The organism is Mesorhizobium carmichaelinearum, from assembly GCF_900199455.1.
In the GTDB taxonomy this organism is placed as follows: Bacteria; Pseudomonadota; Alphaproteobacteria; order Rhizobiales; family Rhizobiaceae; genus Mesorhizobium; species Mesorhizobium carmichaelinearum.
Genome location: NZ_FZQR01000004.1, coordinates 371,431 through 393,966 on the forward strand (window position 1 = coordinate 371,431; position 22,536 = coordinate 393,966).

17 protein-coding genes are annotated in these 22,536 nt (G+C 62.7%); 10 read left to right on the plus strand and 7 right to left on the minus strand.

Annotated features, from left to right (window positions below; translation table 11 throughout):
* Positions 1 to 83: 83 nt before the first annotated feature.
* The 3 genes from CKW40_RS11650 (at position 84) to CKW40_RS11660 (ending at position 5,619) form a co-directional block, all read left to right on the plus strand.
* Positions 84 to 371, plus strand: a complete 288-nt coding sequence (locus CKW40_RS11650; protein ID WP_095200036.1) for a succinate dehydrogenase assembly factor 2 — start codon at positions 84 to 86, stop codon at positions 369 to 371.
* A 71-nt stretch (positions 372 to 442) separates the two neighbouring features.
* Positions 443 to 3,940, plus strand: coding sequence for a transcription-repair coupling factor (gene mfd, locus CKW40_RS11655; RefSeq protein WP_095200037.1), 3,498 nt, complete (start codon positions 443 to 445; stop codon positions 3,938 to 3,940).
* A 305-nt stretch (positions 3,941 to 4,245) separates the two neighbouring features.
* Entirely contained in the window at positions 4,246 to 5,619 is a 1,374-nt protein-coding gene (locus tag CKW40_RS11660; RefSeq protein ID WP_095200038.1) for a class II 3-deoxy-7-phosphoheptulonate synthase, read from the plus strand.
* A gap of 112 nt (positions 5,620 to 5,731) precedes the next feature.
* On the opposite strand, the gene CKW40_RS11665 is transcribed toward CKW40_RS11660, so the two are convergent.
* Entirely contained in the window at positions 5,732 to 6,802 is a 1,071-nt protein-coding gene (locus tag CKW40_RS11665; RefSeq protein ID WP_095200039.1) for a GGDEF domain-containing protein, read from the minus strand.
* Positions 6,803 to 7,217: 415 nt separating this feature from the next.
* Here CKW40_RS11665 and CKW40_RS11670 point away from each other — a divergent pair, with 415 nt between their 5' ends.
* Both CKW40_RS11670 and CKW40_RS11675 read left to right on the plus strand, forming a co-directional pair.
* On the plus strand, positions 7,218 to 7,634 hold the full coding sequence (locus CKW40_RS11670) for a GFA family protein (protein ID WP_095200302.1): 417 nt from the start codon (positions 7,218 to 7,220) through the stop codon (positions 7,632 to 7,634).
* 78 nt (positions 7,635 to 7,712) lie between these two features.
* The gene (locus CKW40_RS11675) at positions 7,713 to 8,072 is read left to right on the plus strand and encodes a diacylglycerol kinase (protein WP_095200040.1); all 360 of its coding nucleotides are present in this window, start codon (positions 7,713 to 7,715) and stop codon (positions 8,070 to 8,072) included.
* A 30-nt stretch (positions 8,073 to 8,102) separates the two neighbouring features.
* Here the strand turns inward: CKW40_RS11675 and CKW40_RS11680 are convergent, their stop codons facing one another.
* Complete coding sequence (locus CKW40_RS11680; RefSeq protein WP_095200041.1) at positions 8,103 to 8,690, minus strand: DedA family protein; 588 nt, start codon at positions 8,688 to 8,690, stop codon at positions 8,103 to 8,105.
* Positions 8,687 to 9,250, minus strand: a complete 564-nt coding sequence (locus CKW40_RS11685; protein ID WP_095200042.1) for a DUF1003 domain-containing protein — start codon at positions 9,248 to 9,250, stop codon at positions 8,687 to 8,689. The genes CKW40_RS11680 and CKW40_RS11685 overlap by 4 nt, the downstream gene beginning before the upstream one ends.
* Before the next feature lie 86 nt (positions 9,251 to 9,336).
* Here CKW40_RS11685 and CKW40_RS11690 point away from each other — a divergent pair, with 86 nt between their 5' ends.
* From CKW40_RS11690 to gltX, 5 genes are all read left to right on the plus strand, one after another.
* On the plus strand, positions 9,337 to 10,053 hold the full coding sequence (locus CKW40_RS11690; protein WP_095200043.1) for a DNA-3-methyladenine glycosylase I: 717 nt from the start codon (positions 9,337 to 9,339) through the stop codon (positions 10,051 to 10,053).
* Between the two features lie 147 nt (positions 10,054 to 10,200).
* Positions 10,201 to 11,877 carry an NAD+ synthase gene (locus tag CKW40_RS11695; RefSeq protein ID WP_095200044.1) on the plus strand — a complete coding sequence of 559 codons (1,677 nt, stop codon included), beginning with the start codon at positions 10,201 to 10,203 and terminating at the stop codon, positions 11,875 to 11,877.
* 377 nt (positions 11,878 to 12,254) lie between these two features.
* On the plus strand, positions 12,255 to 14,060 hold the full coding sequence (locus tag CKW40_RS11700) for an ABC transporter ATP-binding protein (protein ID WP_095200303.1): 1,806 nt from the start codon (positions 12,255 to 12,257) through the stop codon (positions 14,058 to 14,060).
* A 230-nt stretch (positions 14,061 to 14,290) separates the two neighbouring features.
* Positions 14,291 to 15,472, plus strand: a complete 1,182-nt coding sequence (locus CKW40_RS11705; protein ID WP_095200045.1) for a hypothetical protein — start codon at positions 14,291 to 14,293, stop codon at positions 15,470 to 15,472.
* 148 nt (positions 15,473 to 15,620) lie between these two features.
* Positions 15,621 to 16,994 carry a glutamate--tRNA ligase gene (gltX, locus tag CKW40_RS11710; RefSeq protein ID WP_095200046.1) on the plus strand — a complete coding sequence of 458 codons (1,374 nt, stop codon included), beginning with the start codon at positions 15,621 to 15,623 and terminating at the stop codon, positions 16,992 to 16,994.
* Here gltX and CKW40_RS11715 read toward each other — a convergent pair.
* The 4 genes from CKW40_RS11715 to CKW40_RS11730 form a co-directional block, all read right to left on the minus strand.
* The gene (locus CKW40_RS11715; RefSeq protein WP_095200047.1) at positions 16,912 to 18,117 is read right to left on the minus strand and encodes a DUF2865 domain-containing protein; all 1,206 of its coding nucleotides are present in this window, start codon (positions 18,115 to 18,117) and stop codon (positions 16,912 to 16,914) included. The genes gltX and CKW40_RS11715 overlap by 83 nt on opposite strands.
* A gap of 160 nt (positions 18,118 to 18,277) precedes the next feature.
* Positions 18,278 to 18,958, minus strand: coding sequence for an outer membrane protein (locus tag CKW40_RS11720; RefSeq protein WP_095200048.1), 681 nt, complete (start codon positions 18,956 to 18,958; stop codon positions 18,278 to 18,280).
* A 192-nt stretch (positions 18,959 to 19,150) separates the two neighbouring features.
* A complete protein-coding gene (locus CKW40_RS11725; RefSeq protein ID WP_095200049.1) occupies positions 19,151 to 21,475 on the minus strand; it encodes an NADP-dependent malic enzyme in 2,325 nt (774 codons plus the stop codon).
* A 177-nt stretch (positions 21,476 to 21,652) separates the two neighbouring features.
* Positions 21,653 to 22,432, minus strand: a complete 780-nt coding sequence (locus tag CKW40_RS11730) for an SDR family oxidoreductase (protein ID WP_095200050.1) — start codon at positions 22,430 to 22,432, stop codon at positions 21,653 to 21,655.
* Between the last annotated feature and the right edge of the window lie 104 nt (positions 22,433 to 22,536).

Sequence of the window (22,536 nt, forward strand, 5' to 3'; positions counted from 1 at the left end):
TTATGTCGCGACGGCCTCAGCGCAAGGCTGACAGCCCCTTCTATCCACGCTATATGCGCCGCAGCAAGTGAGGATGCGCCACAATGACCGGAACGAAACGATCAAGCGAGGGGCTGGACGCCCACCGCCGCAAACTCTTGTTCCGCTCCTGGCATCGCGGCATGCGCGAGATGGATCTCATCCTCGGCACCTTCGCCGACGCCGAGATCGGTTCCTTGACGGCTGAGGAAATCGACCAATATGAGAGGCTCCTCGACATTCCCGACACCGACTTCCTGCCGCTGATCACTGGCGAACGCCCGGTGCCGGCGGATATCGACTGCGCCGTCCTGCAAAAAATCCTGGCGTCCCGCCGGACCATGACATTCTGAACAAAAGCAATTCCAGGAAAAGTGCGAAGCGGTTTTCCCACAGGAATTGCGACAAACAAGACCGTGATTTTATGAGCCTCATTCCCACCATTGGTCTGCCGAAAGGCCGTGCCGGCCAGTTCATCGTCGACGGCGTCGCCGATGGCTATGAAGCCTTTGCGCTTGTGCAGGCCGCGCTGGAGATCGCGCCCGACAAGCCGGTGCTGTTCGTGGCGCGCGACGGGCAGCGCCTGCCGGCGATCATCGAGGCGCTGGCCTTCGCCGCGCCCGGCCTACCGGTGCTGGAACTGCCGGCCTGGGACTGTCTGCCCTACGACCGCGTCTCGCCCGGCTCGGATGCTGCCGCCAAGCGTCTCGATGCGCTGACCGCCATGATCGCGCTGGCGAAGAAGCCGCACCGCGCCGTCATCCTCACCACCGCCAATGCACTATTGCAGCGCATTCCGCCGGCCGATCTTGTCGAGGCGCAGACCTTTCATGCCAGGCCCGGCAACCAGATCGACATGAACGCGCTGGTGTCGCGGCTGGAAACGTCCGGCTTCGAACGCGTGCCGACGGTGCGCGGCATCGGCGAATTCGCGGTGCGCGGCGGCATTCTCGACCTGTTCGCCCCCGGGTGGACCGAGGCGCTGCGGCTCGATTTCTTCGGTGACACGCTGGAATCGATCCGCGTTTTCGACGCCGCCACGCAGCGCACCACCGGCCAGCGCAAGTCGATGGCATTGCAGGCGATGAGCGAGGTGGCGCTGACGCCGGAAACCATCAGCCGCTTCCGCCGCTCCTATATCGAAGCCTTTGGCGCCCCCCAGCGCGATGACGGGCTCTATGCGGCGGTTAGCGAAGGGCGGCGTTTCGCCGGCATGGAGCACTGGCTGCCGTTCTTCTACGAGCGGCTGGAGACCGTGTTCGACTATCTGCCGGACACGCCCGTCATTTTCGACCATCTGGCGCATGAGGCGCTGGCCGAGCGTCACACGCTGATCCTTGACCATTACGAGGCGCGCAAAAAGCAGGCCGACGCCGCGTTGAAGGATGCCGTGCCCTACAAGCCGGTAGCACCGGATCTGCTCTATCTCTCGCCGGAAAACCTGATCGCCTCGCTTGGGCCTCGTGAAGCGATCGACTTCACGCCTTTCGACGCGCCCGATGCCGGTGCGAAGAAAGTGTTCCATGCCGGCTCGCGCCATGGCCGCAGCTTCGTCGAGGAGCGCGCCGATCCGAACGTCAATGTCTTCGACGTCGTCGTCAGGCATATCGCCGACGAACGCGCCGCGCGCCGCCGTGTCGTCATCGCCGGCTGGACAGAAGGCTCGCTTGACCGGCTGGGCCAGATCCTCACCGAGCATCATCTCGGCAATCTCAAGCAGGTCGAGACGCTGGCGGAAGCCGAACAGCTCGAGCCGGGGCAGGCCGCTCTTGCCGTGCTGCCGCTCGAATCCGGCTTCGAAACTGAAAAGCTGGTTGTCGTCGCTGAACAGGACATTCTGGGCGACCGGCTGATCCGGCGGTCCAAGCGCAAGAAGCGCGCCTCCGATTTCATTGCCGAGGCCTCGGCCCTGTCAGCCGGTGATATCGTCGTCCATGCCGATCATGGCATTGGCCGCTTCATCGGCCTGCGTACCATCGAAGCGGTCGGCGCGCCGCATGACTGCCTGGAAATCCACTATGCCGGCGACGACCGGCTGTTCCTGCCGGTGGAGAACATCGAGCTCCTGTCGCGCTATGGCTCTGACACCGCCGAAGCGACGCTGGACAAGCTTGGCGGCGGGGCCTGGCAGTCGCGCAAGGCAAAGCTGAAGCGGCGGCTGCTCGACATGGCCGGGCAGTTGATCCGCATCGCTGCCGAACGGCAGATGCGCGCCGCGCCAGCGCTGGTGCCGGCAGAGGGCCTCTATGATGAGTTCTCCGCCCGTTTCCCCTATGAGGAGACCGACGATCAGCAGACGGCGATCGACTCGGTGCGTGACGACCTCGGCGCCGGCAAGCCGATGGACCGGCTGATCTGCGGCGATGTCGGTTTCGGCAAGACCGAAGTGGCGCTGCGCGCCGCTTTCATCGCGGCGATGGAAGGGTTCCAGGTCGCCGTGGTGGTGCCGACGACGCTGTTGTCGCGCCAGCATTTCAAGACGTTCTCGCAGCGTTTCTCCGGCCTGCCGATCCGTGTCGCCCAGGCCTCACGGCTGGTCGGCGCCAAGGAACTCGCCGAAACCAAGAAAGGCATCGCCGAAGGCCAGGTCGATATCGTCATCGGCACCCATGCGCTGCTCGGTTCCGCGATCTCGTTCAAGAATCTCGGCCTGCTGATCATCGATGAGGAGCAGCACTTTGGCGTCAAGCACAAGGAACGGCTGAAGGATCTGAAGACCGATGTCCATGTGCTGACGCTGTCGGCGACACCGATCCCGCGCACGCTGCAGCTGGCGCTGACCGGTGTGCGCGAACTGTCGCTGATCGCCACGCCGCCGGTCGACCGCATGGCGGTGCGCACCTTCATTTCGCCCTTCGATCCGCTGGTCATTCGCGAGACGCTGCTGCGCGAGCGCTACCGCGGCGGCCATTCCTTCTATGTCGTGCCGCGTATCAGCGATCTCGCCGAAATCCATGATTTCCTGCGGGAATCCGTGCCGGAGCTGAAAGTGGCGGTGGCCCATGGCCAGATGCCGCCGGGAGAACTCGACGACATCATGAATGCCTTCTACGACGGCCAGTACGACGTGCTTCTGTCGACCACCATCGTCGAATCCGGCCTCGACATCCCGACCGCCAACACGCTCATCATCCACCGCGCCGACATGTTCGGCCTGTCGCAGCTCTACCAGCTGCGCGGCCGCGTCGGCCGCTCCAAGGTGCGCGCCTATGCGCTGTTCACGCTGCCGGCCAACCGCAAGCTGACCGACACCGCCGAGCGCCGGCTGAAAGTGCTGCAGTCGCTCGACACGCTGGGCGCCGGCTTCCAGCTCGCCAGCCATGATCTTGATATCCGCGGCGCCGGCAATCTTCTGGGCGAAGAGCAGTCCGGCCACATCAAGGAAGTCGGCTTCGAACTCTACCAACAGATGCTGGAGGAGGCGGTGGCCGAGGTAAAGGATTCCGGCGAGGTCCAGGATGGCGGCTGGTCGCCGCAGATCGCCGTCGGCACGGCGGTGATGATCCCGGAAAGCTATGTGCCGGACCTGCAGCTCCGGCTGGCGCTCTACCGCCGTCTCGGCGATCTCGAAAACACCGAGGAAATCGATGCTTTCGGCGCCGAGCTGATCGACCGGTTCGGGCCGCTGCCGGACGAGGTGAAGCATCTCCTGAAGATCGTCTTCATCAAGGCGCTCTGCCGCAAGGCCAATGTCGAGAAGCTCGACGCCGGGCCGAAGGGCGTCGTCATCCATTTCCGCAAGCGCGAATTCTCCAACCCGGTAGGGCTGGTCAAGTTCATCGGCGAGCAGGGTTCGCTGGCCAAGATCCGGCCGGATCACAGCGTCGTCTTCGTGCGCGATTGGCCGACGCCGGACAAGCGCCTGGCGGGCTCGGCGGTGGTGATGACGCAACTCGCGCGGCTGGTCGAAAAGGCGGCCTGAGGTGCATTGATATTCAGGTGATGCCGGCCTGCAAATGGCTGATACCTGCGCTTCCCCGTTCTACTGCGTCGCAGTAGAACTGAGCTCACGGACCCAAATGTCCGCTCCGCTCCGGTTCTCGGTATCAGCCATTTTCGGCTCGGCCTGACCTGAATCTCAACGCACTCAGCACCGCTTGTGCATTCGCCAGCGCTGAAATTCCGGTCTAGAATAGGAAATCGGCTTCGTGTATGGAGCCGCCACCCCATATAGGGGCGGGAAATGGCGGGCGCGGGTGCCTGCCGGAAAGAGCGTTGGGTGCAGCGATGACGAAATGGTCGCCGAATTCGTGGAGAGCAAAGCCGATCAAGCAGGTTCCTGCCTATCCGGACCTTGCCGCGCTGAAGAACACGGAAGCCCAGCTCGCCACCTTCCCGCCGCTGGTCTTTGCCGGCGAGGCCCGCAAGCTGAAGAAGCAGCTCGCTGCCGTCGCTGCCGGTGAGGCCTTCCTGCTCCAGGGCGGCGATTGCGCCGAGAGTTTTGCCGAGCATGGTGCCGACAACATCCGCGACTTCTTCCGCGTCTTCCTGCAGATGTCGGTCGTGCTCACTTTTGCCGGCGCGCAGCCGGTGGTGAAGGTTGGCCGTGTCGCCGGCCAGTTCGCCAAGCCGCGCTCGTCCGACAACGAGACCAAGGGCGAGGTGACGCTGCCGAGCTATCGCGGCGACATCATCAACGGCATCGAATTCGACGCCAAATCGCGTATTCCCGATCCTGCCCGCCAGGAAATGGCCTACCGCCAGTCGGCGGCGACACTCAACCTTCTGCGCGCCTTCGCGCAGGGCGGCTATGCCAGCCTGGAGAATGTGCATAGCTGGATGCTCGGCTTCGTCTCCGACAGCCCGCAGGGCGAGAAATACGAGTCGCTGGCCAACCGCATCACCGAGACGATGGACTTCATGAAGGCCGTCGGCATCACTTCGGAGACCAATTATGCGCTGCGCGAGACCGATTTCTACACCAGCCACGAGGCGTTGCTGCTTGGCTATGAGGAGGCGCTGACCCGTGTCGATTCGACATCGGGCGACTGGTACGCCACTTCGGGCCACATGATCTGGATCGGCGACCGCACCCGCCAGCCCGACCATGCGCATGTCGAATATTGCCGCGGCATCAAGAACCCGCTCGGCCTGAAATGCGGCCCGTCGCTGACCACTGACGGCTTGCTTGAACTGATCGATCTGCTCAACCCCGAGAACGAGCCTGGCCGGCTGACGCTGATCGCCCGCTTCGGCTCCGACAAGGTCGCCGACCATCTGCCGAAGCTGGTGCGCGCGGTGCAGAAGGAAGGCCGCAGTGTGGTCTGGTCGTCGGACCCGATGCACGGCAACACCATCGAGGCAGCCGGCTACAAGACGCGGCCGTTCGACCGCATCCTGAAGGAAGTGCAGACCTTCTTCGAGGTGCACCGCGCCGAAGGCACGCATCCGGGCGGCATCCATGTCGAGATGACCGGCAAGAACGTCACCGAATGCACGGGCGGCGCCCGTGCCATCACGGCCGAGGAATTGCAAGACCGCTATCACACCCATTGCGACCCGCGCCTTAATGCCGACCAGGCGATCGAACTGGCCTTCCTGGTTTCGGATCTCCTGAAGAAGAGCCATCCGGTGCAGCACAAGCAGGCCGTCAACGGCTGATCACGGCCAATTGGGCCGAAAAGAAAAAGGCGCCTGGGAAACCCGGCGCCTTTTTCATTTTCAGCTGATCGTTTGTCCCCCACGCCCGTGCGGGTGCTATCGGCAGAAGGCGTCAGTCCTTCTTGTAGAGCAGCCAGCTCTTGCCGGCGCGGCCGGCCATTGCCGAATGCTTGGTGACGCGGTTGCGGCCGCTGACCTTCGATCGGTAGAGCGCTCGGTCGGCTTTGGTGTAAAGGTCCTCCGGACCCTCGGCCTCCGATGCCATGCAGATTCCCATCGAGACCGTCACGGTGCCGTAATTCATGCCGGTCTGGCTGCTGGTGAATGGTGTCTGCTCGATCAGGGCGCGAATGCGCTCCGCGATCTCGTAGGTGGCGTCTTCGCTGGCGCCCTCGATGATCAGCGCGAATTCCTCGCCGCCAGTGCGGGCAACGAACATGTCGCCGCGAATGCTGGTCTGGAAAATCTCGGCAATGATCTGAATGATCTTGTCGCCGACAGGATGGCCGTAGCGGTCATTGATATCCTTGAATCGATCGATGTCGGCAAGGATCAAGGCATTGAACAGGATACCCTTGTTGCTGTTGTAGATCCGGGTGATTTCCTTGTCGAAGGCGCGCCGGTTCCAGATCTGGGTCAATGGATCGGTGTTGGCCAGCCGCTTGTATTCCTCGAGCTTCGACTTGACGCTCTCGAGTTCGGCCGTCTTGTCGCTGAGCGTCGAGGCGACCTGCCGGCCATGATCGATCGTCGAATTGGTGGCAACGGCCATGGCGTTGGCGATCTTCTGCAGAAGATCCTGTGAAAGCAGGCTGCGGCCACTCAAACCGCTCGATGTCTCGTCGAGGATCCTGCCGTATTTTTCGATGTGGCTGCGCTCGCTCCGCAACAGCGATGCGACCTCCTCCAGCTCCCGGGCGATGACGTCTCGGGCATGCTCGACGATGCTGGGGCCGTGGTTCTGGGCGAAGAAAGCTCGCCCGATCTGATCCAGCTCATCCTGCGTCGGCCGGTTGCTCAAGGACACGACGGCGAGGCTGAGCTCGCGGTTGGTGCCGTTCAATGCTTCGTAGAAGATCTCGTAGTTGCGCGGCAGGCCGAGCACGCCCAGCTGGCGCATGGTCGCCACAACAGCGGATGCGATATCGGTGTTTTGTTCTGTTGGGGCGGCTGCGGGCTGCATGTCTGATTCACTCTTCCCCTCGGATCCCGACGCGGAATTTGCGGGTTCCATTGGTCGCCAAGCTGGGGAGCGCGACCCGATAGTCCAGACCATCTTGCGAAGAGGCGCATCCCCACCCGCGACCTTCGCTTGGCGTGACCATAATTGCAGCAGCGCTAAAGTTTCCTTAATTCGTGCAGCTTCCACAGGTTTTTCGCTACCTGTGGCTGTAGAAGCATAAATTTTTGCACCATCCTCGCGGGGCGACACACAGTTTGGCGGCTTTGAATTTGAAATCCGCTCGGCGCGCTGCTGAAAATGAAACTGAATTTCGAATTCACCACGCCAGTCGATGTCGTATTTGCTTGCGTGCAACCACCGCAAAGCTGGAATCCTGGCAATGATGCTGGACGAGGTTTCTTCAAGGGGTGCCGAAATGAGCGACAGTCACCAGGGATCATGCCTGTGCGGAGCGGTCCGCTTCCGGACAAGGGGAGCGCTGCGAGGGGTCGTCTACTGTCATTGTTCGCAATGCAGGAAGCAAAGCGGGCATTTCTATGCCGCGACCAATGTTGCCGACGCTGACATCGTGATCGAAGGCACGGAAAGCATCACCTGGTATGAAGCGTCCGCTTTCGCCGGGCGCGGCTTCTGCAAGACATGCGGGTCGGTGCTTTTCTGGAAGCCAAGGGCTCAAGACTATATTTCGGTGATGGCAGGAGCGTTCGACAAGCCGACAAGTCTCAAGGGCGACTGTCATATCTTCGTTGGCGACAAAGGCGACTATTATTCGATCGACGACGGGCTGCCGCAGTTTGAAAAGTCGACGCCTTCGATAGCGGTCGCTGAATGAATTTTGGACGAGATGCCTTATTCCCTTGATCGGGCCGTTGCTTTATCCCGTGCCGGTGATCCGGAAAGAGGTTTGGGCATGCAGCGGCTGATCGACGCTTTTATCAATTCGGTGCGGGCATTCCGCAAGCTGGCCGCCAGCGAGAAGGCCTTCCAGCAGGAACTGATGCTGCTGGTGCTCGCCCTGCCGGCGGCGTGGTTCGTTTCGGTCTCCTGGCGTGGTTATGCCTTACTCATCGGCGCGGTGCTGCTCCTGATTATGGTCGAGGTGCTGAACACCGGCATCGAGGCCGCCTGCGATGCCTTCAGCCGCGAGTTCAATGTCGACATCCAGCTGGCCAAGGATTGTGGTTCGCTGGCGGTGCTGATTTCGGTGGTCATCGTCGCCGGCGTCTGGGGCATCGCGCTCATCGAGCGGGTCACCGGCTTTCCTATCTGACCTTCCGCGCAACCATATAGGCCGGCGGCATCACTGCTCCCGGCGACGCTCCCGCTTGGCGATATAGCGTGCCGCAAGCCAGGCAAGCACAGCCACGGTGAGGCCGATGCCAAGCCCGATCAGCAGCCGTTCGTGGCGCAGCAACGCCTGGCCGACGAAATGCTCGGCGCCCAGTCCGAAAACATAACCAATGGTGCTGAACAGCACCGCCCAGATCACCGATGAGATGGCGTTGAGGATGACGAAGCGGGGGGCTGCTATGGTCGACAGGCCGGCCGCGATGCCGCCGACCAGACGCATGCCGTAGACATAGCGGTTTGACAGCACGAAAATGTTGGGGTGGGTGTTGAGCAAGCGATAGGCGCGGCGGAAGCCGGGCCGCCTGCGCAACCTGACGACATGGCGGTTGTCGGCGAAACTTCTGCCGAGGATGAAGAAGAAAGTGTCGCCGACGAAGGCGCCGAGTGCTGCGGCGGCAACGGCATGCCACAGCACGAAAACATGCTGGTGGGCGAAGAAGCCGCCGAGGATGGCGGCGCTTTCGCCTTCGGCGACGCAGCCGAGGAAGACGGCCAGCAGCCCATATTGTTCGATGAAATGATGGATGGCTTCGGTCATGAAGCCGACTGCTGTTGCGCCAGCCTCTCGTCGATCCGCTTGACCATCTCGGCCAGCCGCACGATCTCGTCGCGCATGCCGATGATCTGGCTGTGGCGCAGTTCATCGAGTTTTTCGTGCAGCGCCATGATCTCGATCTCGGCCTTCAGATTGACCTCGTAGTCGTGGGCGGCATCGATGCGGTCGCGTTCAGTCTGGCGGTTCTGCGCCATCATGATCACCGGCGCCTGCAGAGCGGCGACCATCGACAGCACCAGGTTGAGGAAGATGAACGGGTAGGGGTCGAAGGCGTCACGCGTCAAAAGCCAGACATTGCCAACGGTCCAGACAATCAGGAAGGCGATGAAGCCCAGGATGAAGGACCAGGAGCCGCCGATGCGGGCGATCGTATCGGCAAGCCGGTCGCCAAAGGTCTGGTGGAAAGCGACCGCCTTGTTGGTGTCCCTGGAAATCGTCGTGCGTTCGAGCGTCGATTGCAGCACCCGGTTCTCGAGTTGGCTGAGGCCGTCCGGCCGTCGCTTGAGCCAGCGGTTCGCCAGATCGTCGATTGTCTTGTACATGGCCGTCTCCGTCGTCGGTGGAGATAGACGTAGAGGCTGCCGGGCCTCGCGGGAAGTGGTACATTCAAGCCAACAGCGAGGGACCCATGGCCGATTTCCAGAAAATTCGTCTGCGTGCGGCAAAACGCAAGGGCGGCGAAGTGGAGCTTGCAACGCTGCTCGGGCCGGTGCCCGACAATGCCGCCGTCGCCGATATCCCCGACGATCGTATTCTCTCGACCATGGCCGAGCGGATCTTTGCCGCCGGTTTTGTCTGGCGCGTCATCGAACAGAAATGGCCAGGCTTCGAAAAGGCGTTTCTGCGCTTCGAGCCGAAGCGGCTGTTGTTCCAGCCTGACGATTTCTGGCACGATCTGGCTTCGGACCAGCGCATTGTGCGCAACCCGCAGAAGATCAAATCGGTGCGCGACAACGCCGCTTTCGTCGAACGCGTGTCGAAGGAGCATGGCGGCTTCGGCGAATTCCTCGCCAACTGGCCCGCCGACGACCAGGTCGGGCTGATGGCCTATCTCGGCAAGCAGGGCAGTCGGCTAGGCGGCAATACCGGCCAGTATTTCCTGCGCTGGCTGGGCTGGGATGCTTTCGTCATTTCGGCCGACATGGCGTTAGCCCTTCGCGATTCTGGCCTCGACATCGCCGAAAGCCCGACCTCGAAGAGGGACCTCGACAAGATCCAGGCCCAGATCAACCGATGGGTGGCGGACACAGGCCTGCCGCGCCGCCACATTTCGCGCATCCTGGCGATGTCGATCGGCGAGAACCATTCTCCGCAGTCGTTGCGCGAGTATATGGGCGAGGACTGATCGGTCCGAACCGAATGACGACTGTCATTCGGTTCGGCACGATTGACGATCTCAATCGGTCCGACACGACTGCCAATGTCAATCGGTCTGGGGTGGCACAAGCGAACGCCATTGCGAGGCGAATTTTGCCGCGCTAAGTCAGCGGGCATGACCAAGAAACCTGATATACTGCGCATCGCAATCGCCCAGCTCAACCCGACCGTCGGTGATGTCGCCGGCAACCTCGCCAAGGCCCGCGAGGCGAGGGCGGATGCCGCGCGCCAGGGTGCAGATCTCGTGCTCTACACCGAGCTTTTCCTTGCCGGTTATCCACCGGAGGATCTGGTGCTGAAGCCGGCCTTCCTGAAGGCCTGCGAGAAGGCGGCGCAGGAGTTTGCCGCCGATACCGCCGATGGCGGCCCGGGCGTCATCATCGGCACGCCGCTGAAGCGCAAGAGCGGCACACACAATTCGATCATCGTCGCCGATGGCGGCAAGATCCTGGCCGAACGCTACAAGCTCGACCTGCCGAACTATGGCGAGTTCGACGAGAAGCGCGTCTTCCAGGCTGGCCCCGAGATCCAGGGGCCTGTCAATTTCCGTGGCGTGCGCATTGGAATTCCGATTTGCGAGGATATCTGGGGTGATGTCGGCATCTGCGAATCGCTGGCGGAAAGCGGGGCGGAAATCCTGCTGGTGCCGAACGGTTCGCCCTATTATCGCGCCAAGATCGATGTCCGCCATCAGGTCGTGATCCGCCAGGTGATCGAATGCGGGCTGCCGATCACCTATGCCAACCAACTCGGTGGCCAGGACGAGCTGATCTTCGACGGCGCTTCATTTGCCATCGGCGCCGACAAGACGTTGGCTTTCCAGATGAGCCAGTTCGAGGAAGCGGTCGACGTCATCACATGGAAGCGTGGGGATGACGGCTGGGTCTGCTCGGAAGGGCCGATGTCGAAGATTCCCGAGCGGGAGGAGGCCGACTATCGCGCCTGCATGCTCGGCCTGCGCGACTACGTCAACAAAAACGGCTTCAAGAATGTCGTGCTCGGCCTGTCCGGCGGCATCGATTCGGCGATCTGCGCTGCCCTTGCCGTCGACGCGCTCGGCGAAGAGCGGCTGCGCGCGGTCATGATGCCTTATCGCTACACCTCGAAGGATTCGCTGAAGGATGCCGAGGATTGCGCCCGGGCGCTCGGCTGCCGCTATGACATCGTGCCGATCTTCGAGCCCGTCGAAGGCTTTCTGCATACGCTGACGCAGCTTTTCGAGGGCACCAAGGAAGGCATCACCGAGGAGAACCTGCAAAGCCGCGCGCGCGGTACCATCCTGATGGCGATCTCCAACAAGTTCGGCTCGATGGTGGTCACGACGGGCAACAAGAGCGAGATGTCGGTCGGCTACGCCACGCTCTATGGCGACATGAATGGCGGCTTCAACCCGATCAAGGACCTCTACAAGATGCAGGTCTATGCGTTGTCGCGCTGGCGCAACAGCCATGTGCCGCCGGGCGCGCTCGGGCCGTCGGGCGAGGTCATCCCGAAGAACATCATCGACAAGGCGCCGTCGGCGGAATTGCGCGAGAACCAGACCGACCAGGATTCGCTGCCACCCTATCCGGTGCTGGACGACATCCTCGAATGCCTGGTCGAAAACGAGATGGGCGTCGACGACATCGTCGCGCGCGGCCATGACCGGGCGACGGTGGCGCGCATCGAGCATCTGCTCTACATCGCCGAATACAAGCGCCGGCAGGCGGCCCCGGGTGTGAAGATCACCAGGAAGAATTTCGGCCGCGACCGCCGCTATCCCATCACCAACCGTTTCAGGGATCGCGGGTAAGCGCGTTTCGTCCGTTGTTGCAAAATAATCGCAGTGGTTGGACCAGATAGGCTTTTGGCATGAGCCCGTCTTGGCGATGCATCGGGGCGCCTCTATAACGACCGCTCCGCGATTCATTTGCGGGAGGTCTGAATGGCAGTATTTCACATGGTAATGCGAGGCCGCGAAGCCTAGGTCTCTACCGGCACCCGGCGAAGATCCATCCTTCGCCTCGGCGCCGGATTGAGCACAGGCTTATGCCGATGCCGGTCGCCGCCCGACTACGGGCGTGACGCCAAAATATGCCACTCCGCTTCTGGGCAATCATTGGCCCCTTGCGCGGCTTTTTCAATTTTCGACCTTATTGGGATCGGGCTCGTTTGCGCCCGAATGATATCATGGCTCGTTTCAAGATCGATTTGCGCGCGAGCGCCTTTCGCAGCGTTCTTGGTTTCACGCTCACCCATTGGCGGCGCCAGCCCTGGCGGCTGTCGCTGATCATGGCTGGTTTCCTGCTGTCGACGCTGGCCGACGTGCTGACGCCGCTCTATTCCGGCCGGCTGGTCGACGCCGTCGCCAGCAGCGCAGGCGCCGACGCCATTGCCTGGAATGCCGCGATGACGGCGTTTTCGATATTGATGGCGCTCGCCCTGACGGGCGTCGTGCTGCGCAACCTGGCGTTCATGGGCATCGTCGAGCTGACGCTGAAGATGATGGCCGACATCGCCGCCGATGCCTTCCATCGCGTTCAGCGCTTTTCCACCGACTGGCACGCCAACTCGTTTGCCGGCTCGACCGTGCGCAAGGTGACGCGCGGCATGTGGGCGCTCGACCTGCTCAACGACACCATCCTGATCGCATTGTTGCCGTCGGTCGTCATGCTCGTCGGCTCGACGCTGCTGCTCGGCTGGTTCTGGCCGCTGATGGGTGTGGTCGTGGCCGTGGGCTCGGTGCTGTTCATCATGGTGACGGCGATGCTGTCGCTTGGCTATGTCGCGCCGGCGGCAAGGCTCGCCAATACATGGGACACGCGCCTCGGTGGCTCGCTGGCCGACGCGGTGAGCTGCAACGCCGTGGTCAAGGGCTTTGGCGCCGAGGAGCGCGAAGAGCGCCGTCTCGGCAAGGTGGTCGCCAAATGGCGTGCGCGCACGCGGCGCACCTGGGTGCGCGGCACTATCAACGGCACCACGCAAGGGGCGCTGCTGCTGGTCATGCGCGCCGCCGTGATCGGCCTGTCGCTGCTCTTGTGGTCGTGGGGGCAGGCGAGCGCCGGCGACGTCGCCTTCGTGCTGACCTCGTTCTTCGTGCTGCAGGGCTATTTGCGCGATATCGGCACGCATATCCGCAATCTGCAGCGCTCGATCAACGACATGGAGGAACTGGTCGATTTCCAGTCCGAACCGCTCGGCATCGAGGACCGGCCCGGCGCCAGGCCGATCCGGATCACGCAAGGGGCCATCAGCTTCGACAACGTCACCTTCCACTATGGCAATCACCGGTCGCCGCTCTATCGCGACTTTTCGGTCGATATCGCGCCGGGCGAACGGGTCGGCCTTGTCGGTCACTCCGGTTCGGGCAAGACGACTTTCGTCAAGCTCATCCAGCGGCTCTATGACGTGAATGCGGGCAGGATCCTGATCGACGGCCAGGACATCTCTGAGGTGGCGCAAGCGTCGCTGCGCGGGCAGATCGCCATCGTCCAGCAGGAGCCGATCCTGTTCCACCGGTCGCTGGCCGAGAACATCGCCTATGCCAGGCCGAACGCAACGCAGGAGGAGATCGAGCATGCCGCCAAGCTGGCAAGCGCGCACGACTTCATCACTAGCCTGCCGAAGGGCTATGGCACGCTGGTCGGCGAGCGCGGCGTCAAACTGTCGGGCGGCGAGCGTCAGCGCGTGGCGATCGCGCGCGCCTTCCTGGCCGATGCGCGCATCCTGATCCTGGACGAGGCGACATCGAGCCTCGATTCGGAATCGGAGGTGCTGATCCAGCAGGCGATGGAACGGCTGATGGTCGGCCGCACGACGCTGGTCATCGCGCACCGGCTGTCGACGGTGCGGGCGCTCGACAGGCTGCTGGTCTTCGATCGCGGCAACATCGTCGAGGAAGGCTCGCATGACGAGCTGATCCGGCTGAAGGGCGGCATCTACCGCCGCCTGTTCGAGCGCCAGGCGCTCGAGCTGACCAAGGGCCTGGTCATCTGATCTGAGTTGGCCTCTGGCTTCCGCCGGAGGCCAACTCCACCAGGCGCTGTCAGCCTGAGTGACCTACGCGGCATCTTGCGGCATCCCGGCGGTTTAGACGTTGTTTATGATGCCAGGGCACAACACGCCTTTTCTACCACTGGTTGCTGCATATTTACTCAAAAGCAACCCAGGGGGCGTAAGCCCGTGCTCTGGGATCAGATTGGTCTGCGCAGGATTTCGGCTTCACGATGCATCTTGCTTCCGAAGATACCGGTGTGGAAAAGGTGGCCGCGCCGTCGGTGCTGGCGACCCACCACGGCTTGGTTCGGCCGCTAGTTGCCGAAGATCTCGAGCGCGTCGCCGCACTCTTCCTGACGAAGTTTCGCCGGCGTCGGCGTCATCTCCTTGATCGCGCGATCGCGGAGACGGCCGAGTATATGAGAAAGATCTATCTTGACCCTGCCCGCCAGCCCGGTGAGAGCAACGCTCTTGTCCAGATCAACCCACAGGGCGATCTGGGTGGCTTCCTCGGTGTCCTGAAAGCCCGCTACGAGCTCAACGGAACGGAATTGAACGCGGCGATCATCGGTCCGCTCATGGCCGACACCGGAACCGATCACGGCTCGGCCGGGCCGCAATTGCTGCGCGCCGTGCATCAAGGCGAATTCGATCTGCACCTGACCGATTCGGCCAACCGTGTATCACTGGCCTTCGCGCGTCCGTTGAAATACCAGCTCCTGCCGGTGCATTGTCTGGGATGGACCCGCATTTTCCGGCCGGCCGCGGTGGCCTCCGCCGTGGTACGCGGTAAATGGCCGGGCCTGTCTCGCTTTGTATTCGATCCTTGCGCCAAGGCATTCGATCCTTTTACGAGAAAAAGGTTCGAGCCGTCCGTCCAGCATGCCTCGTCACACCGGGTGCATCGCGAGCCGATGGATGCCGCGCAATTTGCGGAGCGGTTGCCGACGCTTATGTCCGATTACGCGCTTCGGCCGCGTTGGCAGGATGGCGAACTGCCACGGCTGCTGGCATTGGCGGCCGAGAAGCGGGCCGACGGCCCCCTTCATTTCGGCGGGACCTACGACGAAGCCGGTAAAATGCTCGGCTGCTACGCTTTCTACGGTCAAGCCGGCGGCATCGCGAACCTGTTGCAAATCCAGGCCTCCGGATCTCACTGGGGCGCAACGCTGGATGGCCTTGTCGCGGACACGTGGAATATGGGCTGCGCAGGCATCATCGGGCAAGCGCAGAGCAGATTCATGCCGCAACTCTTCAGCTACAAGAACGTCTTCTTCCGCTATGCTGGGGGGACGATGGTCCGCTCGCGCATTCCCGAGGTTACGGAAGCGGTGCGTTCCGGCGACATCTTCATCGGTGGGTTGATGGGCGACCGCTGGACCCGTCTCAGTTCCGACGACTTCGGTCGCTGATCACCTTCAACGACCTGATCTGGTTGGACAAGGAGCCATGCGCGTCGCATGGCCTTGGTCTTTTCATCGCGCGCGTCATGTTCTATGTGTGCCGAGCAGCGCGGGGGCGCGTCTTGTCAATCACAAAAGCATCCGGTACGCCCCGCTCATGACAGTTACCGTTCGTTTCGCCCCATCACCGACCGGCCGCATCCATATCGGCAATGCGCGCACCGCTCTGTTCAACTGGCTGTTTGCGCTCAACAACAAGGGCCGCTTTATCCAGCGCTTCGACGACACCGACGTCGCCCGCTCGAAGCAGGAATTCGCCGACGCCATCCTTTACGACCTGCATTGGCTGGGCATTTTTCCGGATGCCACCGAATATCAGTCGCGTCGCTTCGAAGTCTATGACGCGGCAGTCGAGCGGCTGAAGGCGGCGGGCGTTCTCTACGCCTGCTACGAAACGCCGGAAGAGCTTGATCTCCGGCGAAAAGTGCGCCGCACGCGCGGCCTGCCGCCGGTCTATGGCCGCGAGGCCTTGGCGCTGACGCGAGAGCAGATCGCCGAATACCAGTCTGACGGGCGCCGGCCGCACTGGCGCTTCCTGTTGCCCAATTTCTCCGGCGATCCGTTACAGCCGGAGCGCACCGAAATCCACTGGAACGATCTGGTGCGCGGCGAGGAAACGGTCGATCTGGCCTCGCTGTCCGACCCGGTTCTGGTGCGCGAGGACGGCACCTATCTCTACACGCTGCCATCCGTCGTCGATGACATCGAGATGGGCGTCAGCCATGTCATCCGCGGTGACGACCATGTCACCAACACCGGCGTGCAGATCGCCCTGTTCAAGGCGGTGGGCGCCGAGCCGCCTGTCTTCGGCCACCACAATCTTTTGACCACCGTGTCGGGCGAGGGGCTGTCGAAGCGCACCGGGGCGCTTTCCATCGAAAGCCTGCGCGAGGACGGCATCGAGCCGATGGCCGTCGCGTCGCTCGCCGTGCTGGTCGGCACCTCGGAGAATGTCGCGGCCGCGCATGATTTGACCGAACTTGGCAGTCATTTCGACCCGGCCGCGACCTCGAAATCATCGGCCAAGTTCGATCCGGACGAATTGTTCGTGCTCAACCGCGTGCTGATGCACCATATGCCGTTCGACGAGGCGCGCGACAGGCTGATGGTGCTTGGCATCTCCGGCGAACAGGCCGAGCCGTTCTGGCTGGCGGTGCGCGGCAATCTCGACCGGCTTTCAGACGCGGTGGGCTGGTGGCGCATCCTGCGCGAGGGACCGCAGGAGCGGTCCGAATTTTCCACCGACGACCGCGATTTTCTGCATCAGGCCTTCGATGTCCTGCCTGAAGAGCCCTGGAACGGCACGGTCTGGAAGGATTGGACCGGCAAGATCAGGGAAGCGACTGGGCGCAAGGGCAAGGGGCTGTTCATGCCGCTGAGGCTTGCCCTTACTGGACTGCCTTCGGGGCCGGAGCTTGCAGATTTATTGCCGCTGATGGGTCGGGAAGGAACGTTGGCCCGACGACCCTGACCTTGCGTTGCTCCGGCGGCAGGGCGGACACCGGCGACGTCACCGGCTTGGCGGAAAGCCGCTTGATGGCTTCACGGTCGAGCCCGCCCTCCCTGTTGGCCAGCGTCTCCGGGTCTGCGCCTGGATCGGGCTTGGAGGCAGGCATGGGAACAAACGGTGCCGCGTCCGTTTCCGGCTGCGACTGCTGCGGGGGCGGCGGGTTGCCGCCAATGATCTGGAAATTCTGAGCGGCGTTGCAGCCGCAAGCCGGCGGCCGCGACATGTTGGACTGCTTGTAGAGATAGGCGGTCGGCAATTCGCTGTAAGGCCTGCCGGTGACGGATGACGTCATCGAGGCGGAATCGTCGTCCATGCCACGCGAATAGAAGACCTGCATCTCGGTACCGGGGCAGCTCGATTCGCAATTTTTCTGGTCGCGCTCGAAATCGCTCGTCGAGGCAGCGTTCGACATCGGGAAGAAATAGCCGTCGCAGGTGCGCACACAAGTGGTGTGGAACTCGCCGCCGGTGCTCGGAAAGTCCGGAATGCCGGGCAGGTTCAGGACGCGACGGACATTGCGCTCCTCGCCTGCATCATCGGGCTGGTCAAGTGTGTCACTCTGCTGGCTGTCGTTGCCGAAAAGCTGGTCGAACAGGTTCGCGTTGCTGTCTTCTTCCCCCCGGTCCGCTTCCTGCAGCGGCGAGTGGCGGGGCGCGACCGTGTCGTCGCGGCAACCGTTGGCGTCGAGCGCGGCCAGGATGCGGCCACGGTCGCGGCGTGATCCCCCGCTGGCGAGCCGGGCACGCTTGGCCTGCAGACTGTCGAGATTGGCGTTCATGCGATCGATGGTGGCGTTGAGCCCGGCGCATCGATTGATGTTGCGGGAAAACAGCGAAAACCCGCAACCGGCATCACTTGCCTGGTCGCGGGCCTTCGAGATCTGTTCGCGCTGCCGGTCGATCGCGGCATCGTATCTCTGGATTATGGCCGGGCCACCGCCACCGCCGCGCGAAGCGGCGGCAAGATCGGCCTCCAACTGACGGCAAACCCGCGAGGCGGCCTGTGGTTCGGTGATGGTGGCGCCGGACAGCAGAAGGCCAAGCAGCATGGCAGCATGCGCCCGCTTCAACCCTGCGCTTGTCATCCGCCTCAAATCCCGCTTGCCAGTGGTCGCCAAGCTACCCCGTTCGCGGTTAATCGTCTATTTCGGATGCTATCCGGTGGTTGGCCGACAGCCCTTTGGTCGCGGCATTGGGCGGGTTCAATCCGCCGAGTAACAATGGATAGACCGCTTCGGCTGGTTGTCAGAACTTGTAGTTCATGCCGATCTTGACGGCGTTGAACGTGTTGTCGAACGTGGTGTTGGAGTTCGGGGCATAGTCGATGGTCTGGTCCCGCAGATCGACATACTGATATTCGAACTTTGCCGACCAATGGTCCGTGATCGCTTGCTCGAGTCCGGCGCCAACGGTCCAGCCGACCTTGGTGTTCTTCTCGGAAAAGCTGTCCAGGGGACCGTCGAGATACCGGTTTTCGACGCTGCCAAACGCCAACCCACCGGTGCCGTAGATCAGGGTACGATCGAACGCATAGCCGGCCCTGGCGCGCAGCGTTCCAAACCAGTCCACTTTGGTGTCGTAAGTGTCGCCTGCGCCGACATGGATCTCGTCGGAGTCGCCCTTGATGTCGGCTCCGGAAAAATCGGCTTCGACGCCGAGAACGGTGGAGTTGATCTGGTAGTTGTAGCCGAACTGGACGCCGCCCAGGAAACCATCGGTATCGTAATCCTGCGAACCCCGGATGGTCGGGGTGTTCGGCAAGTTGTAAGCCGCATCGGTCCTTCCGAAACCATAGCCAATCTGCCCGCCGACGTAGACGCCGGACCAGTCGTGGACGATTGCGGGATCGGCACTGATGGCATCCGCGGCCAGAGCTTGTCCGCTCATCAGCGACAACAATGCGGATGCGAGCAACAGGCCCTTCATGACGTCCTCGCCGTCAAATCAGATGCGCAACCATATCAGGTCGGCTTTCCCTGTGAAATCCGCTTCCGGCCAGGGTCGAATTTCCGCAATCGCAAGTTGCTGGCCGGCAACACCCCGGTTTTTGGAACGAGGTGGTTGTCGGCGCATGAGGGAAGCCGCCCTGCAGGCCAGACCGACCCTGCTGGAGCCGGCTTAGTCCAGATGGGCGATCGCTTGCGCCTTGTGCGCGGCCTCGACCACGGCCAGCGCCGTCATGTTGACGACACCGCGTGAGGTGACCGAGGGCGTCAGTATGTGCGCCGGCTTGTCGGTGCCGAGCAGGATCGGCCCGACATGCAGCGCATCCATCATGGCGCGCAACGCCGTCAGCGTGATGTTGGCCGAATCGAGGTTCGGGAACACCAGAAGATTGGCTTCGCCCTTCAGCCGCGAATGTGGATAAACGCGCTGGCGCAGATGTTCGGACAGCGCGGAATCGGCATGCATTTCGCCGTCGCACTGCAGCTCCGGCGCGATGCGCGCCAGGATCGCCGCCGCCTGCCGCATCTTCAGCGCGCTTGGTGAATCGCGCGAGCCGAAATCCGAATGCGACAGAAGGGCCGCCTTTGGCTCGATGCCGAAGCGCTGGATTTCCTCGGCCGCCAGCACGGTCATCTCGGCGATCTCCTCGGCTGTCGGGTCGACGGAGACGTGCGTGTCGGTGAGGAAGATGATGCCGCGCTGCGAAATCAGCATGGACAGCGTCGACAAGTCATAGTCCTTGATGCCCGCGCGAGGACCAATGATCAGCGTCACGTTGCGCAAATGCCGCTCGAAACGGCCCTCAAGGCCGCAGACCATGGCGTCGGCATCGCCGCGCTTCAGGGCAAGTGCCGCGATCACCGTATTGTCGGTGCGCACCATGGTGCGCGCGGCCTCGGTCGTGACGCCGCGCCGTCCGGCGAGTTCGATCAGCAGATCGACATAGTGGCGGTAGCGCGGATCGTCTTCCGGGTTGATCAGGCCGAAATCGACGCCCGGCTTTATGCGCAGGCCGTAGCGCTTCAGCCTGACCTCGATGACGTGCGGACGGCCGATCAGGATCGGCTCGGCGATGCCTTCCTCGAGCACCACCTGGGCGGCGCGCAGCACGCGCTCATCCTCGCCGTCGGCATAGATGACGCGCTTGGCGCTCGATGCCTTGGCCGAAGAGAACACCGGCTTCATCACCAGGCCAGAACGGAAGACGAAACGGTTGAGCTTGTCGATATAGGCTGCGAAATCGGTGATCGGCCGTGTCGCCACACCAGTGTCGCAGGCTGCCTTGGCGACGGCCGGCGCGATGCGCAGGATGAGCCGGGGATCGAAGGGCGACGGGATCAGGAATTCGGGTCCGAAGATCGGCGTCTCGCCCGAATAGGCGCGTGCGGCGACGTCCGAAGGCTCTTCGCGGGCGAGGGCGGCGATGGCCCGCACGGCAGCCATCTTCATCTCTTCGTTGATGGCGCTGGCGCCGCAATCAAGTGCGCCGCGGAAGATGTAGGGGAAGCACAGGACGTTGTTGACCTGATTGGGAAAATCGGACCGACCTGTGCAGATCATGGCATCGGGACGCGCAGCGCGCGCCACTTCCGGCATGATCTCGGGATTGGGGTTGGCCAGCGCCAGGATCAGCGGCTTCGGCGCCATGTGCTGCAGCAGTTCCGGCTTGAGCACGCCGGCGGCCGACAAGCCTAGGAAGACGTCGGCGCCCGGGATGACGTCGGCCAGTGTGCGCGCATCCGTGTCCTTCACATAGGGGTCTTTCCAGCGATCCATCTCTTCGGTGCGGCCCTTGTAGGCGACGCCGAAACGGTCGGTGACCCAGATGTTTTCGATACGCACGCCGAGCGAGACCAGCAGGTTGAGGCAGGCAAGGGCGGCCGCGCCGGCGCCGGAGGTGACGACCTTGATGTCCGAAATGGTCTTGCCGGCGAATTCCAGTCCGTTGAGCACGGCGGCAGCGACGATGATGGCGGTGCCGTGCTGGTCGTCGTGGAACACCGGTATCTTCATACGCGCCTTGAGCTGTTCCTCGACCTCAAAACATTCAGGCGCCTTGATGTCCTCGAGGTTGATGCCGCCAAAGGTCGGCTCCAGCGCCGAGATCGTCTCGACCATGCGCTCGATCCCCGGCGCGTCGATCTCGATGTCGAAGACGTCGATGCCGGCGAACTTCTTGAACAGCACCGCCTTGCCTTCCATGACCGGCTTGGAGGCCAACGGGCCGATATTGCCGAGGCCGAGCACGGCCGAGCCGTTGGAGACGACGCCGACCAGGTTGGCGCGCGCCGTGTAGTCGGCGGCGGTCGCCGGATTGTCGCGAATCTCAAGACAAGGGGCGGCCACGCCGGGCGAATAGGCGAGCGCCAGGTCGCGCTGGTTGCCGAGCGGCTTGGTCGCCTGGATCTCGAGCTTTCCCGGTGTCGGGTGCTTGTGGAAGTAGAGCGCGGCTTCGTCGAGGTCCGAACGTGCCGTTTTCTTGTTCTCGCCTTCCATGCGGCCGCTCCCTCGAAACCTGCTTCGAGAGTCCTTTTAGCATGCGGCCAAGGTTTTTCGCGACGCTAATTGACGCGCCGCCAGCTTTAAGTGCCGGCGCGTCAAAAATCACGAGATGTCAGATGCTTACGGCTGTTTCATGCCAGATGAGTCAGTGCTGCGTCACGGACCTTTCGATCAGAAGGCGCTGACATAGAGACCACCATCGACCGGTATGTTCTGGCCCGTGAGATAGCCGGCATGGACCGAGCACAGGAAGGCGCAGATCTGGCCGAATTCCTCTGGCGTGCCGAGCCGCTTGGCCGGCACATCGGCGCTGATACGGGTCTTGCGTGCCGCGGCCGCTGCGGGGTCCTCGACAGTGCCAGCCTCATGCGGGCCGCGCAGACGGTCGGTGTCGAGCTTGCCGGGCAGAAGGCTGTTGATGGTGACGTTGCGGTCGATCACCGTTCGCGCCACGCCGGCGAGGAACGAGGTCAGGCCGGCGCGCGCGCCCGACGACAGGTCGAGGCCGGGGATGGGGACATAGACCGACAGCGAGGTGATGTTGACGATGCGGCCAAACCCGCGCTTGGCCATGCCGTCGAGGACGGCCTGCACCAGCTCGATCGGCGTCACCATGTTCTGGGTGACGCCTTCGAGGATTTTTGCGCGATCGAGTTCGCGGAAATCGCGCAGCGGCGGGCCGCCATTGTTGTTGACCAGGATATCGGGTTCCGGGCAGGCTGCGAGCAGCGCCTTCTGCACTTCCGGCTTCGAAACGTCGCCGGCGACTTCCGTCACCGTCACGCCGTAACGCTGGCGCAGCTCGGCAGCGGTTTTCGCCACCAGTTCGGCATTGCGGCCGTTGACGACGATATCGCAACCGGCCTCGGCCAGCGCCATGGCGCAGCCTTTTCCAAGCCCCTTGCTCGAAGCGCAGACGATGGCCTTCTTCCCGCGGATACCGAGATCCATGACGATTTCTCCTGTGATTTGCCCGGCAAGCTAGTCCTTAGGCTGGACCAATCGCAACCGTCATACGGTTGTTGCATGAATCGGGGCATAGGCTGCTCGAAAGC